The following is a 25,605-nucleotide window of genomic DNA, read 5'->3' as shown; positions in this document are numbered from 1 at the left end:
GCCGCGTCCTCGTCGCCTCAGCGGAGAGACTTCTCCGCGCACCGATAGCGCTCCTACGGCTCGCGGACGCTCGCATTATGACACAACGATGACAGATCGAAGATAGAGATCATGACGCGACTGATGCAAATAGTCGTTGGGGTCGTTCAAGCACCGCTCGTTTGATGTTGATCAAGACAGTGAAACCTTCGCGGGGGTAATTCGAAGCCATCATCCAAGCGGGAGCGCCATAACATGATCGCCGCGGACCTGAGGCCATCAACCCTCTTTGACGCCCATCTAGGCGCGGCGTTTGCGCTCTCCGAAGCTTTCATGCTGTCCGAGTCACCGCTCGAAACGATCAGCGTTCGCAACGTCAACTTCTATTACGAGCACGGAAAACAGGCACTGAAGAATGTCTCGATGCCGGTCTATTCGGGACACGCCACCGCGCTGATCGGACCGTCAGGCTGTGGCAAGTCAACCCTTCTTCGCATTTTCAACCGCACCTACAGCCTCTATCGCGGGCAGCGCGCGGAAGGTGAAGTCTTGTTCGACGGCCAGAACATCCTGACGCAAAAGCATGATCTAAGCCAGCTGAGGGCCCGAATTGGTATGGTCTTTCAGCAACCGACGGCCTTCCCGATGACCATCTATGAAAACATTGCGTTTGGCATTCGATTGCACAGGCGGATTTCGCGAGCAGATCTCGACGTCGAGATCGAGTGCGCGCTTCGTCGCGCTGCGCTATGGGACGAGGTGAAGGATAATCTCCATCGCAGTGGCACCAGCCTTTCGGGTGGGCAGCAGCAACGTCTCAGCATCGCGCGCACCCTGGCGCTGCGTCCAGAGGTCTTGCTTCTCGACGAGCCGTGCTCGGCCATCGACCCGATCTCCTCGGCAAAGATCGAGGATACGATCCTCGAACTCAAGCGGGAACATGCGATCGTCATCGTGACCCACAATTTGCAGCAAGCAGCGCGGGTTTCAGACTATGCCGGCTTCATGTTCCTCGGTGAACTGATCGAGTTCACCACCACCAGCGAGATCTTCAGGACGCCGCGCGATCCGCGGACCGAGCGCTTCATTGCCGGGCGCTTCGGCTAGGACAAACTGACGTGTAGCCCGATCAGACGCTCCTTCCGCGATGATCAAATCAACTCATCGCCCTCTGGCGCAGCTGATCCAACCCAAATGATAATGGATGTTCGGCCATGACAAAGATGATGAAGGCTGCAGTGGTGCACAAGTTCGGGCAACTGCTGAAGATAGAGAATGTGCCCGTGCCTGTGCCGGGCCGGGGAGAGATCCTGGTCAAGGTGATGGCATGCGGCGTGTGCCACACGGATCTCCACGCCGCCGAAGGCGACTGGCCGGTAAAGCCCGCACTGCCGTTCATCCCGGGCCATGAGGTCGCCGGCGTCGTGGCTGCCCTTGGCCCGGGCGTGACCGATTTCAAGCCCGGCGATCCGGTCGGCGTGGCATGGCTGCATGACGCCTGCATGCGCTGCGAATACTGCGAGACCGGCTGGGAAACCGTGTGCGAGCATCAGCACAACACGGGATACAGCTGTGATGGTGGTTTCGCGGAGTACGTGATCGCTGCTGCGCCGTTTGCCGCACGGTTGCCGGTTGGCGTCGACTTTACGCAGATTGCGCCGATCCTGTGCGCCGGAGTCACAAGCTACAAAGGGCTGAAGGAAACCGAAGCACGGCCGGGCGAATGGGTCGCCATCTCCGGCATCGGCGGCCTCGGGCAGGTGGCGATCCAGTATGCCAAGGCGATGGGACTGCACGTCGCGGCGCTTGATATCGCTCCGGACAAACTCGCGCTCGCCCTGGCGGCCGGCGCCGATGTCGCGGTGGATGCACAATCGGCAGATGCGCTAGCGCAAATCCTCCAGGCCACTGACGGCGGCGCCCATGGCGTTCTGGTGACGGCCGTGTCTCCGCCCGCCTTTTCTCAAGCGTTGCAGGTGGTGCGGCGCAGGGGAACCATCAGCCTTGTCGGTCTACCACCCGGAGAGTTTCCGACTCCGATCTTCGACGTTGTCCTGAAGCGCCTCACCGTGCGCGGCTCCATTGTTGGCACCCGCCGTGACCTCGACGAGGCCGTCGCGTTTGCTGTCGAGGGCAAGGTTCTGGCCGAGATCAAGACGGCTCCTTTGACCGACATCAACACGATCTTTGCCAACCTCAAGGCCGGCAAGGTCCAAGGGCGCATGGTGCTGGACATGAGCGAGCCGGCAACGGCTTGATAGGCGACCGGTAACTCGGGCGCACCAGGATCAAAGCTTGCTTGGGAGCACCGGCTGATCGGCCAAGAGCCGCATCGTTCGAACGAGGAGAGACGTCGTGCTGCTGGCCGATACCTTGCGTCCATTCGTGAACATGTTCTCCAACCTGACCAAGGAGGCCGGCTCCATCGGCGTGGAACACTCAGCCAGCGGCGATCTGCTTGTTGCAGCAAGCCGACTTGACCCTTTCGAAGCCTGTGCAAGAGCAGGTTCTGCATTTGACGGCCTATCTGGCGTCGAGGCCGACGCGCGCTTGAAGAAATTCGGACCGAACCTCGTCGCACGTGAACGTAAGGCCTCTATTCCCGAAGAGCTCTGGAGCCGCGCGCGCAATCCATTGAACGCGCTGCTGCTGACGCTCGCGTTCGTTTCATATTTCTTGGGCGACGTCCGCGCGGCAATTGTAATCGCTGTGATGGTCGTGCTGGCGATCACGACCGCATTCATTCAGGAACACCGGTCAAACGAGGCTGCAGCCCGGTTGCGCGCCATGGTGCACACGACCGCAAGCGTCAGGCGCCGCCCGTGTCAATCGGATGATCCGTTTTCCGAGATTCCGATCGATCAAATCGTGCCAGGCGACGTGGTGCGGCTCTCCGCGGGAGACATGATACCTGCCGATCTACGCCTGCTCGAGGCCAAGGACCTGTTCATCAATCAATCTGCGTTGACCGGCGAGTCCATGCCGGCCGAGAAGCATGCCGAGGCCAGCGCGTCGATTTCTGATAACGCGTTCGAGATGCCGAATCTCTGTTTCATGGGAGCGAATGTCGTGTCCGGGTACGGCACCGGGGTGGTCTTGCAGACTGGTTCGAGGACCTTCTTCGGCCAACTTGCCCATGAGGTTGCCGGACGGCGCGTTCCGACTGCCTTCGACCAGGGCATCAATCGATTCACCTGGATGATGATCCGTTTCATCCTTGTCATGGTCCCCGCCGTCTTTCTGATCAACGGCTTGACCAAGCATGATTGGCTGCAAGCGCTGCTGTTCGCGGTGGCAGTGGCGGTCGGCCTCACACCTGAAATGCTGCCGATGATCGTCACAGTGAATCTCGCCAAGGGCGCGATTGCAATGTCGCGCAAGAAGGTGATCGTCAAGCGCCTGAACGCCATCCAGAATTTTGGTGCGATGGACGTACTGTGCACGGACAAGACCGGTACCCTGACGCAGGACCGGATAATCCTGAAGCGGCATCTCGACATCCAGGGGCAGGAATCCGAGCGCGTGCTCCAGTACGCGTTTCTCAACAGCCACTTCCAGTCGGGGCTAAGGAACCTGCTCGATGAAGCAGTTTTGGCGCATGTCGAACTCGAGCACGCCCTTAACATTGGCGGCGGCTTTTCAAAAATCGACGAGATTCCCTTCGACTTCTCGCGCCGTCGTTTATCGGTGGTGGTCGCACGCGAGGACGGCAAGCATGTCCTCATTTGCAAAGGCGCCGTTGAGGAGGTTTTCGCCGTGTGTTCGGGATACACTCTCGACGGACAAGTGAGACGCCTTGACGAACAGCATTTTGACGCCGCCCAACGGCAAACAATCGCGCTTAACTCCGATGGGTTTCGTGTTGTCGCAGTAGCCTACAAGGAGGTTGATCCGTCGAAGACCGTGTATTCGGTCGAAGATGAAGCCGATCTGACGCTTCTAGGCTACGTCGCCTTTCTCGATCCGCCAAAAGAGAGCACGCGGGAAGCAATTGCCGCGCTGGCATGCAAGGGGGTTCAGGTCAAGGTCCTTACCGGCGACAATGAAATCATCACGCGCAAGGTATGTAACGAAGTCCAACTGGACCCGGGCAAAATCCTGCTTGGCGCGAAGATCGCTCAAATGAGCGACGCTGAGCTTGCCGAAATTGTCGACCGCACGACGGTCTTTGCAAAGCTTACTCCTGCGCAAAAGGCAAGGATCGTACAGGCCCTTCACGCCAATGGACATGTGGTCGGATTCCTTGGCGATGGAATCAATGATAGCCCCGCGTTGAAGGCCGCCGATGTCGGCATTTCGGTCGACACGGCGGTCGACATCGCCAAGGAATCTGCTGACATCATCCTGCTCGAAAAGAGCCTTCTTGTCCTCCAGGAAGGCGTGACCGAGGGCCGCAAGGTTTTTGCGAACATCACGAAATACATCAAGATGGGTGCGAGCTCGAACTTCGGAAACATGTTCAGCGTACTTGGGGCAAGCATATTCCTGCCGTTCCTGCCGATGGCGCCCATTCAGGTCCTGACGAACAATCTTCTCTACGATTTTTCGCAGACAACAATTCCAACGGATAACGTCGACGAGGAGTACCTGGCGTCGCCGCGAAAATGGGATATCGGCAACATATTCAAATTCATGGTGTTCATCGGTCCTATCAGCTCGATATTTGACTACGCTACCTATGCCATGATGCTCTATGTCTTCCATGCCTGGAACAATCCGTCGTTGTTCCAGACCGGTTGGTTCGTCGAATCCCTTCTGACCCAAACCCTCATCATCCACATCATCCGAACGGCCAGGATTCCGTTCATCGAGAGCCATGCAAGCCCTGCGCTTATTGCGACCACAATAGTCATCTGCACGATCGGAATGACGTTACCCTTCACCTGGGCGGGCTCCGCGCTAGGCTTCGAGCCGCTCCCCTGGCACTACTGGCCGCTGGTCGCTACCATGCTGGTGACATACGCTATGCTCACTCATCTTGTGAAAGTGTGGTTCATTCGCAGGTGGGGGCTTTGAGAGGACCTGAGTAACAGTCCGGCTCTCGTCAACAGCGGCCATATCCGAAAGCGCTCGACGGCGAGGCAACGGCAAACAACGTCCCGACGTCCGAAGAGCGGGCAATTCGTCCAGCAATGACACGCGAAAAGGAGTAAGATTGCCAGGTCAAAGGCGCTGGGCCGCGCGAAGAGAGGTGATCGAATGAGACGACTGCGATATCCATCGGTTCGGATCCGAGCGATCCGTCGCAAGCGGACGACCCCGGGCCAATATCTGCCTGTTGTTGCCGGCATGGTCGGTCTGATTTTGTCGCCGGCAAAGGCGGCCGATGCAAATCACGGCGCAGAACTCGCAAAGCGCTGGTGCGCTTCATGTCACGTCGTCGACAGCGGACAGAAACAGGCGAGTGCGGACGTCCCACCCTTCCCTGCAATAGCAAACAAATTGGATTTCAGCGCCGAGAAGCTCGCCTTCTTTTTGCTGGATCCCCATCCGAAGATGCCCAATTTCCCGCTGAGCCGAAATGAAGCCGGCGATATCGCCGCCTATATCGGCTCGCTTCGAAAATAGCGCATCCCTGTGTCGCACGCTACCCTCTCGCCCGCGTCCGCCCGAATGATGTTTTGGACATCAACGCGCACGCCGACATGGCGCGCGAGCGAAGACAAGCCGCGGTGCCATCCGTGGGCGGCGAGTGACGAAGAGGTTGTCCGATTTGCTCGCCGCAATATCCAAATCTACGACGCGCGCGTAGTCGACCTGTACCGATGGGTCAGTGCGCGGTATCTCGTAGGTGCGGAGGAGCTGGCGGAGAGAGTGCCAGTCAATCCCTATTAGAAAGATCAAGCATTCTCGAACTTCCTAGACCAAAACTCATCGTTCGAGCTACGGCCGGGAGGGGATTTTTTTCGCAGCAGTATGCGAACAGCTTAGCACAAGCTCTCGAGCAATCTAGCAACGGCCTCTGCCCCGGGATCAGCATGTCCTTGCAGCTGTTCCGCGCTAATGTAGGTGGCTCTTCCAGCATGCGCCTTGGACATGGCGGCCGTCCGGTTCGCGCCCTCTCTTGCTGCGCGAGCTGCGTAGGCCAACCCTTGTGACAACGCATCGAGCGCGGGCAGCAGCGCATCGATCATGGTTCTGTCGCCCGGTTGCGCGCCACCCACCTCCTGCATCCTCGCCAGTCCAACCTTGAGCGCTCCATCGGGCTATGCCCGTTTGACACCGCATCCCCTGCGGCAGCGAAGAAGATCGCGAGCAGGACCCCCGAAGAGCCTCCCATGGTTTGGCTAAGCTCCTGCCCGAGTGCGCGATAGAGCTGCATGGGGTCCGACAGCGGAAGTTGATCGATGTTTTGGATCAAGTTGCGCGCTGCGCTGGCGAGCGTTGTTCCGGTATCGCCATCTCCTGCCCTGGCATCGAGCGCGTTCAGATCGGCCTCGGCGGCGATCAGCGCCTTGCAACAACGGATGAGGAATTCCTCGGTTGCTGGATCGGCAGAAGGAGCCGGCCGCTGGCGCGCCAACCCATCGGGCAAGGGCACGATGCGAGGTGCCGCGAAGGGCTTGAGCCCCGGCCAGGTGCGCAGCGGCGTTTCTGCGGCCAGCAGTTTCTCGTCCACGGCGCTCAGCGAACAGAAAGGCAAAGGTCACACGTTCGAATCGTGTCGGGTGCGCCACTTCGATTTTTTGTCCGCTTCGATGTCCGGCCATGGTGCCGGCCGATCTGCCGGTTTCCAGCAGACCGGCCTCGCCTCAATGATGAGCCGACACGCTCTTCATGCATTGGGACATGAGATCGGCACCGGCAAAGTGGCCGATATCCCCCAGGCTGACCATGCCGACCATCCGTTTGCTCTTGTTGATGACAGGCAGCCTGCGGATCTTCAGCGTCTCCATGTGATGCACCGCTTTCGCCAGATCGTCGTCTTCCCGGCAGCAGTGGATGCCTTCGGTCATCACATCGCGCGCTGTGGTGCGCGCAGAGTTGAAGCTCTTGCTCGCAAGACCTTTGCAGACGAGGTCGCGATCCGTCACCATTCCGATCAGACGATCGTCTTGTCCGACCGGAATGCAGCCGACGTCGTGCCCTTGCATCAATTTTGCGATTTCAGTGATCGGGGTATCTGGGCTGACCCAATCGACGCCCCTGTGCATCACGTCCTTGACCTTCATGGAGGACCTCCTTTGCAAGGCAGCAGCCCCCTCGCTTGCAACTATACAGCAGATCGGGCGTGACCGCATGTGTGCTGCGCCCTGGTCAGCGCGCAGCGACAGGTGGTCCGGCTATCACGCCCTCAGTCGTGCGTACTGAAGCGGCCGTGCAGGCAACCGGCGGTCAAGCGCGCGAATTGCGCACGACCGAGATGAAGCAACGTCTCATGATCGCCGGCTTCGATATAGATCTCGGGCTGCATCTGGATGCTGTCATCAACGATAACGTCGAGCCCATAGCAGATGCCGGCAGCGGGAACCGCCCCGTGCGCACAGTCCGCGAACAGCCGATCGATCTCGCTTTCAGCAGCCATCGCAATATCATCGCCGAAGCTCGCCCTCAGATCCGCCAGCCTGAGGTGATGCGATGCCGGCAACACGGCGAGCAGGTAGCCGCCATTGCGGCGCAATACAATGGCCTTGGCTAGGCGGTCACCCGGGACGTGACATGCCTGGGCGGTCAGGGCTGACGACATCGTCAGCACATGCGGGATTTCGTCGTACGCGATGTTTTCCGCTGCGAGATATTTGTGCAGTGTGGGAGAAATGGTCATGGCGTCACCTCCGGTGCGACATGCAACCATCCACCGTGGTCCCTCCCCGCCGCACGATGAGCGGCTGCGTGGTTCTCAAGGCAAAATATAGGTCCTGGTGCAGGACACCGCAATTCGATCCCTAGAGCCGTTGGCTCTAGATTTTTGTTTTGACGCGTTTTCTTGACGCGAACCGGTATCCACTTCGCTCGAAAACGCTCTAATCTGGCCGCCGCGCCAGGTTCAAGTTCCGGGCCTTGTCCAGATTGCGGGCCTCTGCTAGCGCGGCCGCGCTCGGCAAGAGGGTCGACGCGAGGTCGGTCTCGGTGAAATCGGCGCCGGCGAGATTGGCGCCAGATAGATCGGCTCCCGCAAGGTCAGCCTTGCTGAGGTTGCAGTTCGCCAAATTGGCGTTCTGCAACTGCGCGAATTCGAGATCAGCGCGCGCGAGATTGGCGCCGCTCAGATCCGCATTCCGGAGATCGGCGGATTTGAGCACGCCACGCATCAGGCCCATCGATTGGTTGCGCATATCGGCGCTCAAATCCGCGCCCGCGAGCTTGGCCCCGATCAGGTTGGCACCGGATAGATCGCCGGTGATGCGAGCGCCGCTCAAATCGGCGCCGCCAAGCTTGGCGCGCTGCATCTGCGTGCCGAGCAGCGACGCCTTGACGAGCGACGCCCCCGTCAGATCTGCGTCGATGAGCCAAGCCTGGTTCAGCACGGCCCGATCGAAGCGCGCGGCTTTCAGATTGGTCCGGTTGAGCTTGACGAGATGAAGGTTGCCGCCGGAGAAGTCGAGGCCCGAGAGATCGAGGTGCGACAGCCGCTTTCCTTCCAAATCTGCGCTGCGTCGGTCCCCCTGAGGCACGGCCTTGAGGAGCGCGTCGACCTCGGCGCGCGTCATCTCCGACGTCGTCATCTCGGGACTATCGAGGTCGACGCTGCGCAACATGTCCTGCGACGTGGCGGCAGTCGGATCAACGAGCAGCGCCGCCATCGATACAAGGGCAAATGCGAGATGAAACCGCATCGCCGTCTTTCCGCTTTTGAGGTATCGCCTCTCGCATCTTCGCGCCGGCCGCGCCGTGGAGATGCGCTTCCGGCGTTCGGAGTATGAAACCGGATCATGATCCTGGCAATGCTCGTGGCCGTTTCGTACGAAGAAACGGGGCCTCGGGAGGTCGTGCTTTCAGACATCGGAGATTCGCGCCAGGGTCCGCTCCGCCGCGAAACCCACAGTTTTGGCAGCGCGACAACGACCCGACGCGAACCGGCCGCGCTTCTCAGCCTCGGCTCAGCAGTTGCCAAGTCGATGTGGCATGCGCGATCGGCTCGCCGGCTGCGGTGGAGGCCTGGGATTGCACGAAGAAGGTCTTCCGGCCGCGCTTCAGGAAGGTCGCGTGACAGGTCACGCGCCCTTCGCGGACCGCGGCGAGATACTGCACCTTCATCTCGAGCGTGGTGCCGGCACCGGCGACGTGGTTGACCAGATGCCCCATCGAGATATCGAGCGCGGTTGCGAGAACCCCGCCGTGCAAGGTGCCTTGCGGGTTGAACAGCGGCCCCTCGATGTCGAACGAGACGATGCACGCCTCGCTTTGGTAGGCGATCTCGAGGCCGAAGAAGCGCGACAGGAAGAACGACCCGAATTCCTGCCGCTCGTCCGCGACAGCGCGACGCATCATCTGCTCGGCGATATCTCTCATGACGACACTCGCTTGATCACGATATTCACTTGGGCGATCGCACGAAGCTCCGTCCAAAGTCTCCGAACGCGCCTTCGACCGCGAATCTCTCGAGCCGATCGTCGGTCCAGCCGCACCATTCCGCAAGCACCTCGCTTGTGTGTTCGCCGAGCATCGGCGGCGGCGTGGACGGCGCCGGCGGCTCGTCGCCGAACCGCGTCGGCCGGGCTATGAACCTCACATCCCCCGCGGCCGGATGACGGACGGTCTGGACCATGCCGCGCTCGGTAAGTTGCGGCGTCTCGCAGACCTCGCCGACCGACTTGATCGCACCGCACGGAATGCCGGCCACGGCGAGCGCCTGCAGCCAATCGGCGCGACTCCTGCCGGCGAAGATGGGGGCGAGGACCGCGACGAGATCGTTCCGGCTCGCCGCGCGCTTCGGGGCGGTTGCGAAGCGGCTATCTTCGCGCAGCTCCGGCCGGCCGATGACGTCGCAAAAGGCCGCCCAGAACTTGTCGTTCGCGACCCCGACATTGATCCAGCCGTCACTCGCCTCGAACGGTTCGTACGGGCTGATGGTCGGATGGACGTTGCCCCGGCGCCGCGGGCTTTGCCCCGTGGCGAAGTACATGCCGGCGTTGAACGTCAGCAGCGATGCCATGGCGTCGAGCATGGAGACGTCGACCCGTCCGCCCTCGCCCGTGCGGTTCTTCCGCATCAAGGCGGCGAGCACCGAATGCGACGCATACAACCCGGTGACGAGATCGGCGATCGAGGTGCCGACCTTGGTCGGCGGCCCCATGGGATCACCGGTGATGTCCATCACGCCGGATTCGCCCTGCAGGATCAGATCGTAGCCGGGGCGCAAGGCGTCCGCACCGGTGCGGCCGAACCCCGAGATGCTGCACAGGATGATGTCGGACTTGCGGGCCCGCAACACGTCGAAGCCGAGCCCCCATTTGTCGAGCGTGCCCGGGCGAAAATTCTCAATCACGACGTCGGCCGCGGACGCAAGATCGAGCACCGCATCGCGCCCCGCCGGCGACTTCAGATCGATGGCGCAACTGCGCTTGTTGCGGTTCACCGACAGGAAATACGCGCTCTCGCCGCCGATGAAGGGCGGCCCGTAGCGGCGGCTTTCGTCGCCCTGCCGCGGATCCTCGATCTTGACGATGTCGGCGCCGAGATCGCCGAGCTGCATCGTGGCAAAGGGGCCGGAGACCACGCGGCAGAGGTCGAGAACCCTGATGCCGGAGAGCGGCTCGCGATCAGACGATCGCATCGGCGAGGTCCTTCATCGACGGCACCAGGATGTCAGGCTGGTGTGGCGTGATGCCGAACGGGCGGCTGCGCCGGTCGATGAAGGCCGTCCGCATGCCGGCGGACTTGGCGCCGATGCAGTCGAAGGCATGATTGGCCACGAACAGCACTCGATCGGGCTTCACGCCCATGATCTCGGCAGCCTTGGTGTAGGTCGCGACATGCGGCTTGAACGAATTCGCTTCCGCCACCGAGATCACGCGATCGAATGGGACCTTGTGGTACTGCTTTGCGGTCTCGAGCATGTCGGGATCGCCGTTCGACAGCACCACCAGCTTGTATTTGGCTTGCAGCCGCGCGAGCGCTTCCGGCACTTCCGGAAACGGCACCAGCTTCTCGATCTCGCCGACGAGATAACGCACCTCATCCACCGTGTAGTCGATCTTGGCGCGATCCATCACGTGCGACACCGCGCGATGCCCGATCTCGCGATAGGGCGTGTGCTCGCGATGCAGCAGCGCATCGATCATCGAGTTCTCGAAATGGGTGCGGCGCCACCATGTAACGAAGGAATTCGGATCGCCCTTCCAGCCTTTCTTCTGAAGGAACGGCGTCGCGATCCTGGTCAGGCCGCCCTGCATGTCGACGACCGTGCCGTACTGATCGAACATGCAGATCTTCACTTCGCGCTTGATCGTCTCGGAATCCATTGGTGCCTCCTTGGTTCAGATCGATTGGATACGCGCCGCATCGCCATAAATGAAATGGATTTGTGATCTCTCGTTATTCACGATATGAATGACGGCATGAACCTCCGATCCATCGACCTCAATCTGCTCGTCGCGCTGGACGCACTGCTGACCGAGCGTCATGTCACCAAGGCAGCCGACCGCGTCGGCCTCAGTCAACCTGCGATGAGCAACGCACTCAACCGGCTGCGTGCGATGTTCGAGGACGAGCTGCTGGTGCGGACGACGAGCGGGATGAAGCCGACGCCCCGCGCCACCGAACTGGCGGAGCCGCTGCGCCAGGTGCTGCGCCAGGTCGAGCGGGTGATGGCGAGCGACGCCGGCTTCGATCCAAACCGGACGGAGCGCACCTTCACGATCAGGATGTCGGATATTCTTGCATGCCTGCTGCTGCCGCGACTCGCCGCGGCGCGGACGCCCGATGCGCGGATTTCCTACAACACGATCCATCTGCCACCCGCTTTGACGATCGATGCGCTGGAACGGGACGAGATCGACGTCGCGGTCAGCATGGGGCTCGAGCATTCCGCATCGATCCGTTCCGAGACGCTGCTGCACGACCGCATGGTCTGCCTGATGCGGAGCGGTCACCAGATCAAGCGCGGGCGGCTGACCTTCGAGCGCTTCATCGCGCAGGAGCACATGAAGGTCTCGATGAGCCCAACCGACCTTCGTTTCGTCGACGACGTGCTCGCCGAACGCGGCCATCGGAGACGCATCGCGCTGAACGTGCCGCATTGGCTGGTCGTACCTCATGTCTTGAAAAGCACCGATCTGCTCGCGGTGATGCCGAGGCATCTCGCCGCCGTGTTGATGGACGACGGTCTGCGGATGGAGGAACTGCCGTTCGAGTCCGCACCGTTCGACTGGATGTTGTACTGGCATCGCCGATACGATCAGAGCAATGCCAACGGCTGGCTCCGCGATCGGCTCAGGGCGGCCTGCTCCGATCTGAGTTAGGCGCCGATGTCCGCCGGCCTCCGTGCGATCGACGATGGATGTCCTGCCTCGGCGTTCGTGACGGCCGACGCGTCCTCCAGCGAGCGTCCCTTGGTTTCGAATCCGAACATGAGAAACACCACGGCCTGGAACACGAGGATGCCGGCCAGGGTCGTCAACACGCCGGTCAACCCTTGCCAGGCGAAGATCGCGACAACGACGTACTGGACCAGCGCGGTCGCGATCCGTCCGGACGTGGCGCAGATCGCCGTGCCGCGAAGCCGGTAGCGCGTCGGGAACAGTTCGGGGACATGCATTGCAAATCCCGTCGCCAGCATGACGTAGATCGCGGTGACCAGCAGGAAGCCGACGCCCGCGAGTGCAACACCGTCCGGCATGTACGGATAGGCAATGCCGAGCGCGGCAGCCGCAATCGACGAGCAGACGATCGAGAGCTTGCGTCCGAGCCGGTCCGCCAGCACGAGCCCGATCAGCGATCCGACCGGACCACCCAGCGCCATCACGGTGGTGTAGCCCAGCGAGGAGACCACGCTGTGGCCGCCCTTGACCATGAACGTCGGCAGCCAGCCGATGAACCCGTAGAGACTGAAGCCGACGACGATGTGCAGCAGGCTGCCGAGCAGCGTGCGCGCGAGATACGGCGGCTGGAACAGGCGCCAGACCGCACCGGGCGATTCCTGCGCCGGCGCGCCGGCGGCGACGGGAGCCAGCGTTCCCTTGCGCGCGGCCTCCGCTTCGATCGCCGAAAGAATTGCCTCGGCCTCGTCGGCGCGGCCGTTGGCGGCGAGCCAACGCGGCGATTCCGGCATCGACTTGCGCAAGAACCAGACGATCATCGCGAGGAGGCCGACGAGAGCGAACATGTAGCGCCACCCCAGCGTCGGGATCACCCACAGGCCGATCATGGATGACGCGAACAGCGAGAAGTTGGTGATCACGGCGAGCAGCCCGATCCAGCGGCCGCGCGAGGTGGCCGGCACGAACTCGGTCAAGGTCGCGTAGCCGACCACGATCTCGGCGCCGAGGCCGATGCCGATGATGAAGCGCAGGCCGATCAGAACCGTCATGCTGGGCGCGAAGGCGGCGGCGATCGACGCGAGGCCGAAGATCGCAAGGTTCATCTGGTAGGAGAAGCGGCGACCGAAGCGGTCGCCAAGGATGCCGGAGAACCAGGCGCCGATCGTCATTCCGACAAAGGTCGCGGAGACAAATGCGGCGTTGAGCTCGAGCGTCGACCAGCCTTCCTTGAGCACCGCGCCCAGCACACCGCCGGCCAGATAGATGTCGAATGCATCGAGGAACATGCCGGCGCCGATCAGGGCCAGGATACGCCAGTGGAATCCGCAGATCGGCAGCCTGTCGAGGCGCGCGCCCGCGTTGATGTCGATGTCGGCGGATCGCGCCATTCCAAACCTCCCTGCCCGGCTTTGTGCGAGCCGGCTGTTCCGATCATCGATTGATGACGCGCAGGGGGGCGTCGTCCAATTCAAAACGAAAATTCGACTATTTGGCGCAGTGATGAAGCTGACGCGAGCGGCACGATCGCGTTCCATCCTGACACCAAGCTGACTTGCGTACGCCGTCGTTAACGATCCCGCTGTCGCGCGGTCTCGAAATCACGGTGTCAGCACAAACATTCACAACCGGTTCATGTCGGCGCCACTATTCGACTCCAACGCTGGGGGAAGAAGATTGGAGTATGTGCCATGCGCCGCATCGCCGGACTGCCTTTCGCCTTAGCTCTCAGCCTCTGCTGTCTCTCTCCACCTCACGCTGCGCGCGCGCAGCTTGCCATCGGCATCGGCATCAGCGTCGATGCAGCACCGCCGCCCTTGCCGGTCTACGAGCAGCCGCCGATCCCCGGCGAGGGCTACATCTGGACTCCCGGCTATTGGGCGTGGAGCGACGATATCGGTTACTACTGGGTTCCCGGCACGTGGGTGCTTCCGCCCGCGCCTGAGTTGCTCTGGACACCCGGCTATTGGGGCTGGAACGATGGCGTCTACGCCTTCCACGCCGGTTATTGGGGAGCGACCGTCGGCTTCTATGGCGGCATCTCTTATGGCTTCGGCTACACCGGCATCGGCTATGAAGGCGGCTATTGGCGCGGCGGCAGCTTCTTCTACAACCGCTCCGTCACCAACATCACGAATGTCTCGGTCACCAACGTCTACAACAAGACCGTCGTCAACAACACGACCAACGTCAGCTACAACGGCGGCACCGGTGGCACCACGGTGAGACCGACGCCGCAGCAGGTCGCGGCCGCGAGCGAGCACCACGTGGCTGCGACCGGCGAGCAGACGCGGCACGCCGAAGCGGCGATGAAGGATCCGGCGCTGGCGCTCGCCAGCAATCATGGTCACCCGGCGATCGCGGCGACCGCGCACGCGGCACGGTTCAGCGGCGCCGGCGTGATCGCCGCGCACCCGGGCAAGCCGATCGCGGCGCCGCCGCCCCGGCATGCGCAACCCGCGACAGGACACGCTCCGCCGTCAGGGAATGCGCTGCCGCCAACACACGCCCTGCCGACAGGAAATGCCCTGCCGCCAGGACACGCTCTGCCGAGCGGAAACGCTCTGCCGGCAACACCTGCATCGCCGACGGGGCACGCCCTGCCTTCCGGAAACGCGCTGCCGCAAGCACAGACAACGACGACAGGACACGCCCTGCCGGCCGGAAACGCGCTACCGCCGGCACACGCGTCGACAACGGGACACGCCTTGCCTGCGGCAAGCGCTTCGCCGGCTGTACACGCACTGCCGACGGGACACGCTCGGCCTGTTGCCGTCAACCATCCCGCTCCGGCACCGCCCGTCGCAGCGCCAGCCGTGCATGCGCCGAGACCGCAGATCGCACAGCACGCACCACCCGCGCCACGCCCGGCCGCGCATCCGCCGGCGCCGCGCGTCGCGCAAGCGGCTGTGCACCGGGCTCCGCCGCCGCCCCGGCGTCCGCCGCCACCGCATGTGTCGCGGCCGGCTCCGCGGCCCCATCCTGCGCCGCGGCCGCAGCATCCCGCTGCGCGGCCAGCGCCACACAGGCACGCGTGATCCAGCCTATCGGCGTGCCCGCAACGGCACGCCGATTTCGTATGAGAACCCATCGCGTGCAGAACAGCACGCGATGCAAATCGTCAGTCACGGGATTTCAGGAGCGCAAGGCGTACCGTCAGGCCAGCTCCTCGGCTGCGTCCGCGATCGCGGCATAAATCTCAACGATATCAGCCTCCGTCACGCAGTAGGGCGGCATGACGTAGATTGTGTTGCCGAGCGGGCGCAGCAGCAGGTTTCGACGCGCGAAGAAGGCCTGAAGCTTTGGACCGATGCCTGCGAGATAGCCGGCATCGCTTGCCTTCAAGTCAAGCGCGGTGATGGTGCCGGTGCGGCGGACGTTCTCAAAGCGTGCGTCGGCGCGGAATGGTGCGATCAGGCGCTCCTGCATCGCGGCGAGCGGGGCTGTGCGCTCGCCCGCGCCGCGCTGCCAGAGTTCGAGGTTTGCCCTTGCGGCGGCGCAGGCGACCGGGTTTGCCGTATAGGAACTGGAATGGAAGAAGGTTCGCGAACGATCGCTGGAATAATGCGCGTCGTAGATCTCGGCGCGGCAGAGCGTCACTGCGAGCGGCAGCGATCCGCCGGTGAGGCCCTTCGAATAGCAGGCGATGTCCGGCGTGACGTCGGCTTGCTCGCACGCGAACAATGTGCCGGTGCGGCCCCAGCCGGTCATCACCTCATCGGCAATGAACAGCACATCGGAGGCCTCGCAGATGCGCTTCATTTCCTTCAGCACCCAGGGCGGATACATCAGCATCCCGCCCGCGCCGAGGATCAGCGGTTCGACAATGAATGCGGCCGCGGCTTCCGTCTTGCACGCGGCGTCGAGCGCATCGAGTGTCGCCTGCTCGTGGCCGGCGGCCGGAAACGGGATTGATTCGACATCGAACAGCAGCGGCTCATAGGCCTTGTTGAAGACGCCGCGTGCGCCGACCGACATCGTCCCCACGGTGTCGCCGTGGTAGGAGTGCTGCATGACGATGATGCGCATGCGCGGCACGCCGATATTGTGCCAGTAGCCGAGCGCCATCTTCAGCGCCACTTCCACGCTGGTAGATCCAGAGTCGGAGAAGAACACATAGTCGAGGCCACGCGGCGCCAGCTTCAGGAGCTGCGCCGCAACCTCTTCCGCCGGATCGTGGGTATGGCCGGCAAAGATGATCTGGTTGAGCTGTTCCGCCTGGTTCTGGATCGCGCGTACGATATGCGGATGGCAATGGCCATGGGTCACCACCCACCAGGATGAGATCGCATCGATGATCCGGCGGTCGTCCGCGGTGTAGAGATAGGCGCCCTCCCCGCGCACGATCCTTGTCATCTCGCCGTGCAGAGCGTGCTGGGTGAACGGGTGCCAGATCGGCGATTTCTGAGCTGATGTCATGGGTTGAAATCGTCGCGCCGGAACGAGGCGCCGAAAGCTGTTTGCAGCGTGTCTGCGGCAAGCCGAGACAGCCAGGGCAACCGGCCCAGCCGGCGCACTTGTCCCATGTCGCAGATAGCGCGCTCGCTCTCGGGATTGTTTTCGCCGATGAAGGCGATCCCGAGAATATCGATGTTGCGCTTGCGCAGCGCCTCGACCGACAGCAGCGAGTGATTGATGGTGCCGAGCGCCGTGCGGGCGCACAGCACGACCGGAAGCCGCCACCGCTCGAACATGTCGATAAAGAGCGTGTCGTCATTCAGCGGCACCATCAGCCCGCCGGCGCCCTCGATCACCAGCGGACGGTCACCGGCGTCAGGCAAGTCGAGCGCGGCAGGATCGATGCGGACGCCGTCGATCGCGGCGGACTGATGCGGCGAAGCCGGCGTCCGAAGCCGGTAACGCTCCGGCACGATGCGATCGGCCGCGAGACCCGCAAGCCGGGCCACCAACTGCGCATCGGTCTCGTCCTCAAGGCCGGACTGAACCGGCTTCCAGTAGCTCGCGCCGAGAAAGCCGGCGAGGCCCGCGGAGAAGATCGTCTTCCCGATTCCGGTATCGGTGCCGGTCACCACGATCCGGCAGCTCATCGCGACCAGCCTTTCGTCTCCTCGACGAGCGCATCGAGCAGCGCGCGCACGTCATCCTCGTCGACATTGAGGGTCAGGGCAATCCGCAGCCGCGCGGTGCCGGCCGGCACGGTCGGCGGTCTGATGCCGCGAATGTCGAAGCCGCGCGCCTGCAGCACTGAGGCAAGCTGCATCGCGCGCGCATTGTCACCGACGATATAGGGCACGATCTGCGAGTTCGACGGACGGCGCCAGCCGCGCCGATCGAGCTCGCGATGCGTGAACGCAACCAGCTTTGCGAGGCGCTGCTGATGCTCGGGCTCCTCTCGCAAGATCAGAAGTGCTTCACGCACGGCGACGGCCACAAGCGGCGACGGCGCGGTGGCGAAGATGAACGGGCGGCAGCGATTGATCATGAAGTCGCGCAGCACGGTCGAGCCCGTGACCAGCGCGCCGGCGGCGCCCAGCGCCTTGCCGCAGGTATGAACGACCACGAGATTGTCGCGCCCCTCATAGGGCGCCGTCAGCCCGCGCCCTTGTTCGCCGTAGACGCCGGTGCCGTGCGCTTCGTCCACCATCAGGAACGCGTCGTGCCGGTCAGCGATGGCGACGAGGTCGTCGAGCGGCGCGACATCGCCGTCCATGCTGTAGACGCTTTCGACCACGATCCAGACCCGGCCCGTTCCGCCCTCGGCGCGCCAGCCGCGGATGGTGTCTTCGATCGATTGGGAATCATTGTGCGCGCTGAACCGGAACTCGGCCCGGCCGGCCCGCGCACCTTCGTGGATGCTGGCGTGCACCAGCGAATCGAGGACAAGCAGATCGCCGCGCTGCGGCAGCGTCGTCAGCACGGCGAAATTGGCGACGTAGCCGCCGCCGAAGAACAGCGCGGTCTCGGCGCGGAAGAACGCAGCGGCCTCGGCTTCCAGCCTTTCGTGCTCCTCGCAATTGCCGCGCAACAGCCGCGACCCGCCGGCGCCGACCGGCGTGCCGGCCTCGATCGCGGCCGCGACGGCCTGCTTGATGCGTGGCGCGCTCGCCAGCGCCAGATAGTCGTTCGATACGAAATCGATGCCCGCGCGCGGCTTGAGACCGCGCAGCCGATCGTCCTTGCTCAGGACGTGCAAGGCCGCGGCGTAATCAGCGGCCTTGGCCGCATGGATTGCGCTCATGCTTTACTCTCAGGATGGTGGTTGGTCGCGCGGCGAATGACGCCGCGCGCGTGCCGGAGGTTACGGTCAGGCGAGGCGGGATGTGATGCCGAGCCGGTCGAGCAGATCGGCGTCGCGATCGCGCTGCGGGTTCTTGGTGGTCAGCAGCACATCGCCGATGAAGATCGAGTTCGCGCCGGCGAGGAAGCACATCGCCTGAAGTTCATCGGTCATGTATTGCCGTCCAGCCGACAGCCGCACCACGCTCTTCGGCATCATGATCCGCGCCGTCGCAACCAGCCGCACCAGCGCGATCGGATCGGGACGCTCGGCGGTGTCATTGACCGGCACGCCCTTGACCTCGTTCCACAGATTGATCGGCACGCTCTCCGGATGGCCGGGGAGATTGGCAAGCAGCATCAGCATGCCGAGCCGGTCTTCGACCTGTTCACCCATGCCGATAATGCCGCCGCAGCAGACCTTGATGCCGGCGTCGCGCACATGCGCAAGCGTATCGATGCGGTCCTGCAAAGTGCGGGTGGTGATGATCTTGTCGTAGTACTCCGGCGAGGTATCGACGTTGTGGTTATAGAAATCGAGCCCGGCGTCGGAGAGGCGTTCGGCCTGGTTCGGCGTCAGCATCCCGAGCGTGACGCAGGTTTCCATGCCCAGCCCCTTCACCGCGCTGACCATGTCACAGACCTGATCGAGATCGCGGTCCTTGGGGGTGCGCCAGGCCGCGGCCATGCAGAAGCGGGTTGCGCCGGCGTCCTTGGCGCGTTGCGCGACCGCGACCACCTCGGCCCGCGGCATCAGGCGGGTGGCCTTCAGGCCGGTGTCGTAATGCGCACTCTGGGAGCAGTAGCCGCAGTCCTCCGGACAGCCGCCGGTCTTGATGCTGAGCAGGCTCGCGGTTTCGACGTGGTTCGGATTGAAGTTGGCGCGGTGGACGCCCTGCGCCTGGAACATCAGGTCCGCGAACGGCAAGTTATAGAGCGTCTCGGCCTCGGCACGCTCCCAGTTCTTGCGGGGCGGTGCGCTGCGGCGGCTATCGGTCCGTTCGATCTCAACGACATCAACCATCGAGTTTGCCTTCTTGCTTGCGTGGATCATAGATAATTATGTATATTATCTATGATATTGGACTTAGAATGATGCTAGCCGAGGCCAGACAAGAGCGCACTCCTTTTTATGATAGATAATCTATGACCAGCGAGGGCGAGAACACGACGACCGCCGGGCGCATTGCCGAGGCGATCGGCGAGCGCATCATCAGCGGCGCATTGCCGCCGGATGCTCCGCTACGGCAGGACCATGTCGCGCGGGAATTCCATTCCAGCCACGTCCCGGTGCGCGAGGCGTTCCGGCAATTGGAGGCGCAGCATCTGGTCGTTGCGGTGCCTCGGCGCGGGGTGCGGGTTGCTCCCCTCGACACCAAGTCGGTGAAGGAGATCGCCGAGATGCGCGCCGCGCTCGAGGTGGTCGCGCTGCGCAATGCGGCGCCGAAATTCACGTCGGCCCATCTGGCACGGATCGAGGTCGCGCTGATCGAAGGCGACAACGCCGAGACAGTTCAGGAATTCGAACTGGCCAATCGCGCCTTTCATCACGCGCTGGTGGCGCCTTGCGCGATGCCGCGTCTGCTCGCGAGCCTCGACGGCCTGCAGCTCGCAAATTCACGGCTGGTGTTCGCGATGGCCCGCAACGCCGGCTGGCGGCCGCGGCCGAGCCAGGACCATCGCGTGATCCTGCAAGCGCTGCGCGCGCGCAACATCGAGCAAGCCTGCAGCCTGCTCGCGCGGCATATTCAGACGATCGAGCGGCTGGCCCTGCCGGCGGCGTGATCGGGATCTGCGATCCGCTAAGCGATCGCCACGATCTCCAGCTCCTGGGCGCCAGCCCGGACGATGTCGCCCAAAGCCTTGCCCATCAACGACCTCGCCACCGGCGAGACGAACGAGATCGAGCCTGCCTTTGGATCGGCCTCGTCCTCGCCGACAATGCGATAGGTCTGCACGCGGCCATCCGCGCGGCTGAACGTCACGGTGCTGCCGAAGGCAACGGTTTCGGTCGAGGTGGGGTCGGGGACGACCTGCGCGGTGCGGAGCCTTTCCGTGAGATAGCGGGCGTCGCGCAACGGAACCGCCGACTGCCGTCGCCGTTCGTTGACGTCATCCAGCTGCTGCGCGGCCTCATAGGCCTCGCGTGCCTCCAGGAGCTGGCGCTCCAGCGCCTTGCGTCCTGCTTCGGTCACCAGATTGGGATGCGGCGATATGGGGCGGTCCGGCAACAGCGTTTCGGACGCGGTCTCGGCACTTTCTTCCTTGGTAAAGGCAACGCTCAATCCGGAACTCCATCGATAAGGCGGGCAGTATAGCCCCGCCTCATCTGCGCCGCTAATGCGCGATGGGATTAGATTGATCGTCATCGCGCATTGGCTCGTCGTTCACGCATGATCTTTCCGGACTATGCGCTAATGCGATGCCGGCTGTTCCGCCTTGCCGCGACGGCCGAAGCGGTTCTTTACACCCTCGCGCCAGCCCTGGAAGGTGACAAACAGCATCGGCACCAGGAAGATGCCGATCGAGCTGGCGGCGAGCATGCCGCCGAACACCGCGGTGCCGACCGCACGGCGGCTGATTTCCGCGGCGCCGGTCGCGACCACCAGCGGCACCAGGCCGAGGATGAAAGCGATCGAGGTCATCATCACGGCGCGGAAACGCATCTGCGCACCCATCGTCGCGGCCTCCGCGATCGGCCGGCCCGCCTCGCGCTGCTCCTTGGCGAATTCGACGATCAGGATGCCGTTCTTGGCGGCGAGCGCGATCAGCACCACGAGGCCGATCTGGCCGTAGAGATCGAGATTGAGGCCCGCGAGCTTGATGCCGAGATAGGAGCCCAGCACGCCGACCGTGACCGACAGCAGCACGGGAATCGGGATCGTCCAGCTCTCATACAGCGCCACCAGGAACAGATAGGCAAACAGCACCGCAAGCGCGAGGATGATACCGGTCTGGCCGGAAGCCGCCTGCTCCTGATAGGCCGTGCCGGTCCATTCATAGGAATAGCCTGAAGGCAGCGTCGTTTTGGACAGGTCGGCCATCGTCGCGATCGCGGTGCCCGAGGACACGCCCGCCGCCGGGCTGCCGTTCACCGTGACCGAGCGATAATTGTTGTAGCGCGTGATCACCTGCGGGCCGGTGACGATCCGCAAGCTTGCGATCGAGCGGATCGGCACCATCTCACCGCCGGTGTTGCGCACATAGATCTGCCAGATGTCGGGGATGTCGCGCCGGTCGGCCGCATCGCCCTGCACGTTGACCTGCCAGGTACGGCCAAACAGGTTGAAATTGTTGACGTAGATGCCGCCGAGCGTGGCCTGCAGCGCGGTGAAGACGTCGGCCATGTTGAGGCCGAGCGCCTGCGCCTTGGCGCGGTCGATATCGAGATAGACCGATGGGTTGGTCGCGGTGAAGGTCGAGAACACGCGGGCCAGGTTTGGATTGCGGTTCGCAGCGCCGATCAGTCCGCCCATCACGCTGCTGAGCGAAGCCGGATCCTGCCCTTCCAGCGCCTCGAGCTGATATTCGAAGCCGCCGGAGGTCGAGAGCCCGATGATCGGTGGCAGGTTGAACGGCAGCACCGAGGCCTGACGGATCTGCAATCCCCCGACGAAGGTCTGCCCGATCGCGGCCTGCACCGATTCGGTGACGGCCTTGCGGTCGGCGAACGCCTTCATGCGCGCCACCATGAAAGCGGAATTCGGCTCGCTGGCCCCGTCGAGCAGCGAGAAGCCGATGATCGACAGCACGTGGTCGACCGCCGGGTTCTTCTTCAACAGCGCCTCGACCTGCTTGGTGACCTCGCTGGTGCGCGCCACCGAGGCGCCGTCAGGCAGTTGCACGGCGATGAAGAAGGCGCCCTGGTCTTCCTCGGGCAGGAAGCCGGTCGGCGTGATCTTCGACACGCCGAACACCGCACCGGCAAACACCAGCACCGCGACCAGCGACAACACCGCCACGCGGACCAGCCGCTGCACCACGCCGGCATAGCCGTCGCGCACCCAATCGATGCCGCCGAGCACCCGTCCCATGATGCCGCGGCGCGGCCCGCCATGACGCAGGAATACGGCGCACAACGCCGGCGACAGCGTCAGCGCATTCAGCGCCGAGATCACCATCGCGGCGCTGATCGTCACCGCGAACTGGCGGAACAGCGTACCGGAGATGCCGGGAATGAACGCAATCGGCACGAACACCGAGAGCAGCACCAGCGAGATCGCGATGATCGGCGCCGTGATCTGCGCCATCGCCTTCTTGGTGGCGTCGGCCGGCGACAGCTCCGGCTCCTCCTCCATGACGCGTTCGACGTTCTCGACCACGACGATGGCGTCATCGACCACGATGCCGATCGCAAGCACCATCGCCAGCAGCGAGACCGTGTTGGCGGAATAGCCGAGCGCCAGCAGCACCGCGAAGGCGCCGATCAGGCTGACCGGAACCGCGACCGCAGGGATCACGGTGGCGCGCAGATTGCCGAGGAACAGGAACACCACGATCACGACGAGCACGAAGGCCTCGCCGAGCGTCTTCATCACTTCCTTGATCGTATCGGAGACGAAGGTCGTGGAGTCGTACTGCACGAGGTAGGTCAGCCCCGACGGGAACCGCTCCGACAACTTCGCAAGCGTGGCCTGCACGGCCTTGGCCGTGGTCACGGCGTTGGCGCCGGGTGCAAGATAGATGCCCATCGGCACGCCGGGATTGCCGTCGATCCGCGATTCCGAATCCATGTTCTGCGCGCCGATTTCGACGCGGGCGACATCCCTGATCCGCAGCACCGATCCGTCCGGATTGGCCCGTAGCACGATGTCGCCGAACTGCTTGGATGTCGTCAGGCGGCCCTGGGTCTGCACGTTGAACTGGAATTGCTGGTCGTTGCTGATCGGACGCGCGCCGATGCGGCCGACCGGCGCCTGCACGCTCTGGGCACGGATCGCGGCGATCACGTCCGACGGCGCCAAATTGAGGCTGGTCAGGCGCTGGGTGTCGAACCAGACCCGCATCGAATAGTTCAGCTTGGCGAACAGCGAGGCCTGTCCGACGCCGGGCGTGCGCGAGATCGCGTCCAGCACGTTGATGATGGCGTAGTTGGTGATGAACAGCGGGTCCTGCTCGCCGCTCTTGCTGTAGAGCACGATGAACTGCAGCACGGCCGAGGATTTCTTCTGCACGGTCAGGCCCTGCGCCTGCACCTCGGTCGGCAATTGCGCGAGCGCGCTCTGCACGCGGTTGTTGACGTTGACGGTGTTGATATCGGGGTCGGTGCCGAGCGCAAACGAGACCGTCAGCGTATAGCTGCCATCATTGCCGCTGGTCGACTTCATGTAGAGCATCTTGTCGACGCCGACGACCTGCGCTTCCAGCGGCTGGGCGACGCTCGATTCGACGACTTCGGCCGAAGCACCGGGGAATACGGCCGAGACCGTCACTTGCGGCGGCACGATGTCCGGGAACTGGGCGACCGGGATTTGCATCAGCGCCAGCGCGCCCGCGATCGTGATCACGAACGCGATGACGATCGCAAGCCGCGGACGATCGACGAAGACAGCGGAAATCATGGGTTATTGCCCGTCGATTTCGGCGTGCTGCTGGCGCCGCCGTCCGCAGAAACCTTCATGCTCGACTGGATCAGCGCGCTGGCGGGTCCCGGCGCTACCACATCGCCCGGCCTGACCTTCTGCAACCCCTCGACGATCACCTTGTCGCCGAGCGCGATGCCGCTCGTCACCGCGGCAATCGTCGAGGTCGATTGCCCAAGCTGGATCCGCTTTTGCTCGGCCTTGTTGTCCGCGCCGACGACGTAGACATATTCGCCCTGCTGGTCCGACAGCACCGCCGAGCGCGGGATCGCCAGCACCTCGACCGGCTGCACGCCTTCCAGCAGCACGGTCACGAACTCATTGTCGGTCAGCTCGCGGACCGAGCCGCCGGCTGCGACGGAGTCGTAGGTCGACGGGTTGGGGATGGTGCCGCGCAAGGAGATGGTATCGGTGTTCTGCGCGATCGTGTTGTTGACGAAATTCAGCTCACCGGTCTTCTCGTACAGCCGGCCGTCCGGCAGGCGCACGCGGATGACGACGGCCTTGAAGCCGCCGCGCGTCGCATAACGGTCGCGCAGATCGAGCGCCTCGCGCACCGGCACGGGGAAGGTGACATACATCGGGTCCTGGCTGACGATGGTCGTCAGGGTTCCCGAGCTCGGTGTCACGACGTTACCCTCGGTAACCGCGGCGCGTCCGATCCTGCCGTCGATCGGCGAATGGATCTCGGTATAGTCGAGATTGATCTGGGACAGGTCGACCTGCGCCTGCGCAGCCTGCACCTGAGCTTCGAGGCTCTGCTGATTGGCAACTGCGGCGTCGACGCTCGATTGCTGGCCGGCCGGTCCGCCGAGCAGCGATTTGGCGCGGTCGGCGGTCAGCTTGGCGTTGACCAGCGTCGCCTGCAACTGGGCGACCTGCGCCTTCTTCGATGCCAGGTCGGCCTCGAACGGACCGCGCTCGAGTTGATACAGCAGGTCCCCGGCCTTGACCTCGGCGCCCTCGACGAAATTCCGCTTCTCAAGGAACGCCGTGACGCGCGCCACCACGTTGACGCGGTTGGGGGCCTCGATGCGCCCCAGGAATTCATTGGTTTCGGTGATTGGCCGCTTCACCGCCTCGAACACGCCCACGGCAGGAGGCCCGGGCGGCCCCGCCTGCGCATAGGCTGCCGAAATCCCGATAGCCGCCAATCCCGCCGATACCAGAAGTCCTGCCAAGCCACTGAGCATTCGTTCCGTACCACTCATGCTGTCCAACCCTTCGGCTACCAACAAGCTCTACGAGACGGATATGACGTCGAGTTCCCTCAGACCGAGAAGGTCAGGATAGGCGAGATGCATCACAGGAGATCATAACGCGGCCAATCAGACAATCCTGTAACCTGATCGCCCCATATCGCTGATCGCGGCAACAGGCAGCTTCGA

At 63.3% G+C, this 25,605-nt stretch carries 21 protein-coding genes and 1 pseudogene; 7 read left to right on the top strand and 15 right to left on the bottom strand.

Annotated features, from left to right (window positions below):
- Nucleotides 1–312: 312 nt before the first annotated feature.
- From pstB to AAFG13_RS27970, 4 genes are all read left to right on the top strand, one after another.
- On the top strand, nucleotides 313–1,086 hold the full coding sequence (gene pstB, locus AAFG13_RS27985; protein ID WP_342713408.1) for a phosphate ABC transporter ATP-binding protein PstB: 774 nt from the start codon (nucleotides 313–315) through the stop codon (nucleotides 1,084–1,086).
- Nucleotides 1,087–1,193: 107 nt separating this feature from the next.
- On the top strand, nucleotides 1,194–2,237 hold the full coding sequence (adhP, locus tag AAFG13_RS27980) for an alcohol dehydrogenase AdhP (protein WP_342708828.1): 1,044 nt from the start codon (nucleotides 1,194–1,196) through the stop codon (nucleotides 2,235–2,237).
- A 133-nt stretch (nucleotides 2,238–2,370) separates the two neighbouring features.
- Complete coding sequence (gene mgtA, locus AAFG13_RS27975; protein WP_212312952.1) at nucleotides 2,371–4,995, top strand: magnesium-translocating P-type ATPase; 2,625 nt, start codon at nucleotides 2,371–2,373, stop codon at nucleotides 4,993–4,995.
- Nucleotides 4,996–5,268: 273 nt separating this feature from the next.
- On the top strand, nucleotides 5,269–5,547 hold the full coding sequence (locus AAFG13_RS27970) for a cytochrome c (RefSeq protein WP_212312193.1): 279 nt from the start codon (nucleotides 5,269–5,271) through the stop codon (nucleotides 5,545–5,547).
- A 359-nt stretch (nucleotides 5,548–5,906) separates the two neighbouring features.
- On the opposite strand, the pseudogene AAFG13_RS27965 reads toward AAFG13_RS27970, so the two are convergent.
- The 7 genes and pseudogenes from AAFG13_RS27965 to AAFG13_RS27935 all read right to left on the bottom strand — a co-directional run.
- Nucleotides 5,907–6,523 (bottom strand): annotated as a pseudogene (locus tag AAFG13_RS27965) (DAK2 domain-containing protein); the annotation flags it as partial.
- Nucleotides 6,524–6,731: 208 nt separating this feature from the next.
- Complete coding sequence (locus AAFG13_RS27960; RefSeq protein WP_212312195.1) at nucleotides 6,732–7,151, bottom strand: CBS domain-containing protein; 420 nt, start codon at nucleotides 7,149–7,151, stop codon at nucleotides 6,732–6,734.
- Nucleotides 7,152–7,273: 122 nt separating this feature from the next.
- Nucleotides 7,274–7,744 (bottom strand): YbaK/EbsC family protein, encoded by a 471-nt coding sequence (locus AAFG13_RS27955; RefSeq protein ID WP_212312197.1) that lies wholly within the window; start codon nucleotides 7,742–7,744, stop codon nucleotides 7,274–7,276.
- A gap of 199 nt (nucleotides 7,745–7,943) precedes the next feature.
- Nucleotides 7,944–8,756 (bottom strand): pentapeptide repeat-containing protein, encoded by an 813-nt coding sequence (locus AAFG13_RS27950; protein ID WP_342708827.1) that lies wholly within the window; start codon nucleotides 8,754–8,756, stop codon nucleotides 7,944–7,946.
- 253 nt (nucleotides 8,757–9,009) lie between these two features.
- Entirely contained in the window at nucleotides 9,010–9,432 is a 423-nt protein-coding gene (locus tag AAFG13_RS27945; RefSeq protein ID WP_342708826.1) for a PaaI family thioesterase, read from the bottom strand.
- A gap of 25 nt (nucleotides 9,433–9,457) precedes the next feature.
- Entirely contained in the window at nucleotides 9,458–10,696 is a 1,239-nt protein-coding gene (locus AAFG13_RS27940; RefSeq protein ID WP_342708825.1) for a CoA transferase, read from the bottom strand.
- Complete coding sequence (locus tag AAFG13_RS27935; protein WP_342708824.1) at nucleotides 10,683–11,384, bottom strand: haloacid dehalogenase type II; 702 nt, start codon at nucleotides 11,382–11,384, stop codon at nucleotides 10,683–10,685. Before AAFG13_RS27935 ends, AAFG13_RS27940 begins: the two co-directional genes overlap by 14 nt.
- Before the next feature lie 96 nt (nucleotides 11,385–11,480).
- On the opposite strand from AAFG13_RS27935, the gene AAFG13_RS27930 reads away from it, so the two are divergent.
- Nucleotides 11,481–12,383: a LysR family transcriptional regulator gene (locus tag AAFG13_RS27930; protein ID WP_342708823.1), complete on the top strand. Its 903-nt coding sequence runs from the start codon at nucleotides 11,481–11,483 to the stop codon at nucleotides 12,381–12,383.
- Here AAFG13_RS27930 and AAFG13_RS27925 read toward each other — a convergent pair.
- Nucleotides 12,380–13,789 (bottom strand): MFS transporter, encoded by a 1,410-nt coding sequence (locus tag AAFG13_RS27925; RefSeq protein WP_342708822.1) that lies wholly within the window; start codon nucleotides 13,787–13,789, stop codon nucleotides 12,380–12,382. The two genes, AAFG13_RS27930 and AAFG13_RS27925, sit on opposite strands and share 4 nt — an antisense overlap.
- 300 nt (nucleotides 13,790–14,089) lie before the next feature.
- Between AAFG13_RS27925 and AAFG13_RS27920 the strand changes: the two genes are divergently transcribed.
- Nucleotides 14,090–15,436, top strand: coding sequence for a hypothetical protein (locus AAFG13_RS27920; protein WP_342708821.1), 1,347 nt, complete (start codon nucleotides 14,090–14,092; stop codon nucleotides 15,434–15,436).
- A 118-nt stretch (nucleotides 15,437–15,554) separates the two neighbouring features.
- On the opposite strand, the gene AAFG13_RS27915 is transcribed toward AAFG13_RS27920, so the two are convergent.
- The 4 genes from AAFG13_RS27915 to bioB all read right to left on the bottom strand — a co-directional run bounded on the left by AAFG13_RS27915 (nucleotide 15,555) and on the right by bioB (nucleotide 19,659).
- Entirely contained in the window at nucleotides 15,555–16,817 is a 1,263-nt protein-coding gene (locus tag AAFG13_RS27915) for an adenosylmethionine--8-amino-7-oxononanoate transaminase (protein ID WP_342708820.1), read from the bottom strand.
- Nucleotides 16,814–17,446, bottom strand: coding sequence for a dethiobiotin synthase (bioD, locus tag AAFG13_RS27910; RefSeq protein WP_342708819.1), 633 nt, complete (start codon nucleotides 17,444–17,446; stop codon nucleotides 16,814–16,816). The genes AAFG13_RS27915 and bioD overlap by 4 nt, the downstream gene beginning before the upstream one ends.
- Nucleotides 17,443–18,597 carry an 8-amino-7-oxononanoate synthase gene (locus AAFG13_RS27905; protein ID WP_342708818.1) on the bottom strand — a complete coding sequence of 385 codons (1,155 nt, stop codon included), beginning with the start codon at nucleotides 18,595–18,597 and terminating at the stop codon, nucleotides 17,443–17,445. Before AAFG13_RS27905 ends, bioD begins: the two co-directional genes overlap by 4 nt.
- Nucleotides 18,598–18,663: 66 nt before the next feature.
- On the bottom strand, nucleotides 18,664–19,659 hold the full coding sequence (gene bioB / locus AAFG13_RS27900) for a biotin synthase BioB (RefSeq protein WP_342708817.1): 996 nt from the start codon (nucleotides 19,657–19,659) through the stop codon (nucleotides 18,664–18,666).
- 122 nt (nucleotides 19,660–19,781) lie between these two features.
- Here bioB and AAFG13_RS27895 point away from each other — a divergent pair, with 122 nt between their 5' ends.
- A complete protein-coding gene (locus AAFG13_RS27895) occupies nucleotides 19,782–20,420 on the top strand; it encodes a GntR family transcriptional regulator (protein ID WP_342708816.1) in 639 nt (212 codons plus the stop codon).
- 17 nt (nucleotides 20,421–20,437) lie between these two features.
- Here the strand turns inward: AAFG13_RS27895 and greA are convergent, their stop codons facing one another.
- The 3 genes from greA to AAFG13_RS27880 all read right to left on the bottom strand — a co-directional run bounded on the left by greA (nucleotide 20,438) and on the right by AAFG13_RS27880 (nucleotide 25,410).
- Nucleotides 20,438–20,920, bottom strand: a complete 483-nt coding sequence (gene greA, locus AAFG13_RS27890) for a transcription elongation factor GreA (RefSeq protein ID WP_342708815.1) — start codon at nucleotides 20,918–20,920, stop codon at nucleotides 20,438–20,440.
- A gap of 129 nt (nucleotides 20,921–21,049) precedes the next feature.
- Nucleotides 21,050–24,196 carry a multidrug efflux RND transporter permease subunit gene (locus tag AAFG13_RS27885; RefSeq protein ID WP_342708814.1) on the bottom strand — a complete coding sequence of 1,049 codons (3,147 nt, stop codon included), beginning with the start codon at nucleotides 24,194–24,196 and terminating at the stop codon, nucleotides 21,050–21,052.
- Nucleotides 24,193–25,410 carry an efflux RND transporter periplasmic adaptor subunit gene (locus AAFG13_RS27880; protein ID WP_342708813.1) on the bottom strand — a complete coding sequence of 406 codons (1,218 nt, stop codon included), beginning with the start codon at nucleotides 25,408–25,410 and terminating at the stop codon, nucleotides 24,193–24,195. The genes AAFG13_RS27885 and AAFG13_RS27880 overlap by 4 nt, the downstream gene beginning before the upstream one ends.
- Nucleotides 25,411–25,605 lie beyond the last annotated feature (195 nt).

It is taken from the genome of Bradyrhizobium sp. B124 (assembly GCF_038967635.1).
Classification (GTDB): Bacteria; Pseudomonadota; Alphaproteobacteria; order Rhizobiales; family Xanthobacteraceae; genus Bradyrhizobium.
This window is presented reverse-complemented; position numbering and strand designations above follow the sequence as displayed.

What these genes read in the sequence shown, in the direction of transcription:
- AAFG13_RS27885 (WP_342708814.1), bottom strand. Translation starts at nt 24,196, where the DNA reads ATGATTTCCGCTGTCTTCGTCGATCGTCCGCGGCTTGCGATCGTCATC.
- AAFG13_RS27940 (WP_342708825.1), bottom strand. Translation starts at nt 10,696, where the DNA reads ATGCGATCGTCTGATCGCGAGCCGCTCTCCGGCATCAGGGTTCTCGAC.
- mgtA (WP_212312952.1), top strand. Translation starts at nt 2,371, where the DNA reads ATGTTCTCCAACCTGACCAAGGAGGCCGGCTCCATCGGCGTGGAACAC.
- AAFG13_RS27915 (WP_342708820.1), bottom strand. Translation starts at nt 16,817, where the DNA reads ATGACATCAGCTCAGAAATCGCCGATCTGGCACCCGTTCACCCAGCAC.
- adhP (WP_342708828.1), top strand. Translation starts at nt 1,194, where the DNA reads ATGACAAAGATGATGAAGGCTGCAGTGGTGCACAAGTTCGGGCAACTG.
- AAFG13_RS27945 (WP_342708826.1), bottom strand. Translation starts at nt 9,432, where the DNA reads ATGAGAGATATCGCCGAGCAGATGATGCGTCGCGCTGTCGCGGACGAG.
- AAFG13_RS27970 (WP_212312193.1), top strand. Translation starts at nt 5,269, where the DNA reads ATGGTCGGTCTGATTTTGTCGCCGGCAAAGGCGGCCGATGCAAATCAC.
- AAFG13_RS27920 (WP_342708821.1), top strand. Translation starts at nt 14,090, where the DNA reads ATGCGCCGCATCGCCGGACTGCCTTTCGCCTTAGCTCTCAGCCTCTGC.
- AAFG13_RS27930 (WP_342708823.1), top strand. Translation starts at nt 11,481, where the DNA reads ATGAACCTCCGATCCATCGACCTCAATCTGCTCGTCGCGCTGGACGCA.
- AAFG13_RS27895 (WP_342708816.1), top strand. Translation starts at nt 19,782, where the DNA reads ATGACCAGCGAGGGCGAGAACACGACGACCGCCGGGCGCATTGCCGAG.
- AAFG13_RS27880 (WP_342708813.1), bottom strand. Translation starts at nt 25,410, where the DNA reads ATGCTCAGTGGCTTGGCAGGACTTCTGGTATCGGCGGGATTGGCGGCT.
- pstB (WP_342713408.1), top strand. Translation starts at nt 313, where the DNA reads ATGCTGTCCGAGTCACCGCTCGAAACGATCAGCGTTCGCAACGTCAAC.
- AAFG13_RS27960 (WP_212312195.1), bottom strand. Translation starts at nt 7,151, where the DNA reads ATGAAGGTCAAGGACGTGATGCACAGGGGCGTCGATTGGGTCAGCCCA.
- bioD (WP_342708819.1), bottom strand. Translation starts at nt 17,446, where the DNA reads ATGAGCTGCCGGATCGTGGTGACCGGCACCGATACCGGAATCGGGAAG.
- AAFG13_RS27905 (WP_342708818.1), bottom strand. Translation starts at nt 18,597, where the DNA reads ATGAGCGCAATCCATGCGGCCAAGGCCGCTGATTACGCCGCGGCCTTG.
- bioB (WP_342708817.1), bottom strand. Translation starts at nt 19,659, where the DNA reads ATGGTTGATGTCGTTGAGATCGAACGGACCGATAGCCGCCGCAGCGCA.
- AAFG13_RS27925 (WP_342708822.1), bottom strand. Translation starts at nt 13,789, where the DNA reads ATGGCGCGATCCGCCGACATCGACATCAACGCGGGCGCGCGCCTCGAC.
- AAFG13_RS27955 (WP_212312197.1), bottom strand. Translation starts at nt 7,744, where the DNA reads ATGACCATTTCTCCCACACTGCACAAATATCTCGCAGCGGAAAACATC.
- AAFG13_RS27950 (WP_342708827.1), bottom strand. Translation starts at nt 8,756, where the DNA reads ATGCGGTTTCATCTCGCATTTGCCCTTGTATCGATGGCGGCGCTGCTC.
- AAFG13_RS27935 (WP_342708824.1), bottom strand. Translation starts at nt 11,384, where the DNA reads ATGGATTCCGAGACGATCAAGCGCGAAGTGAAGATCTGCATGTTCGAT.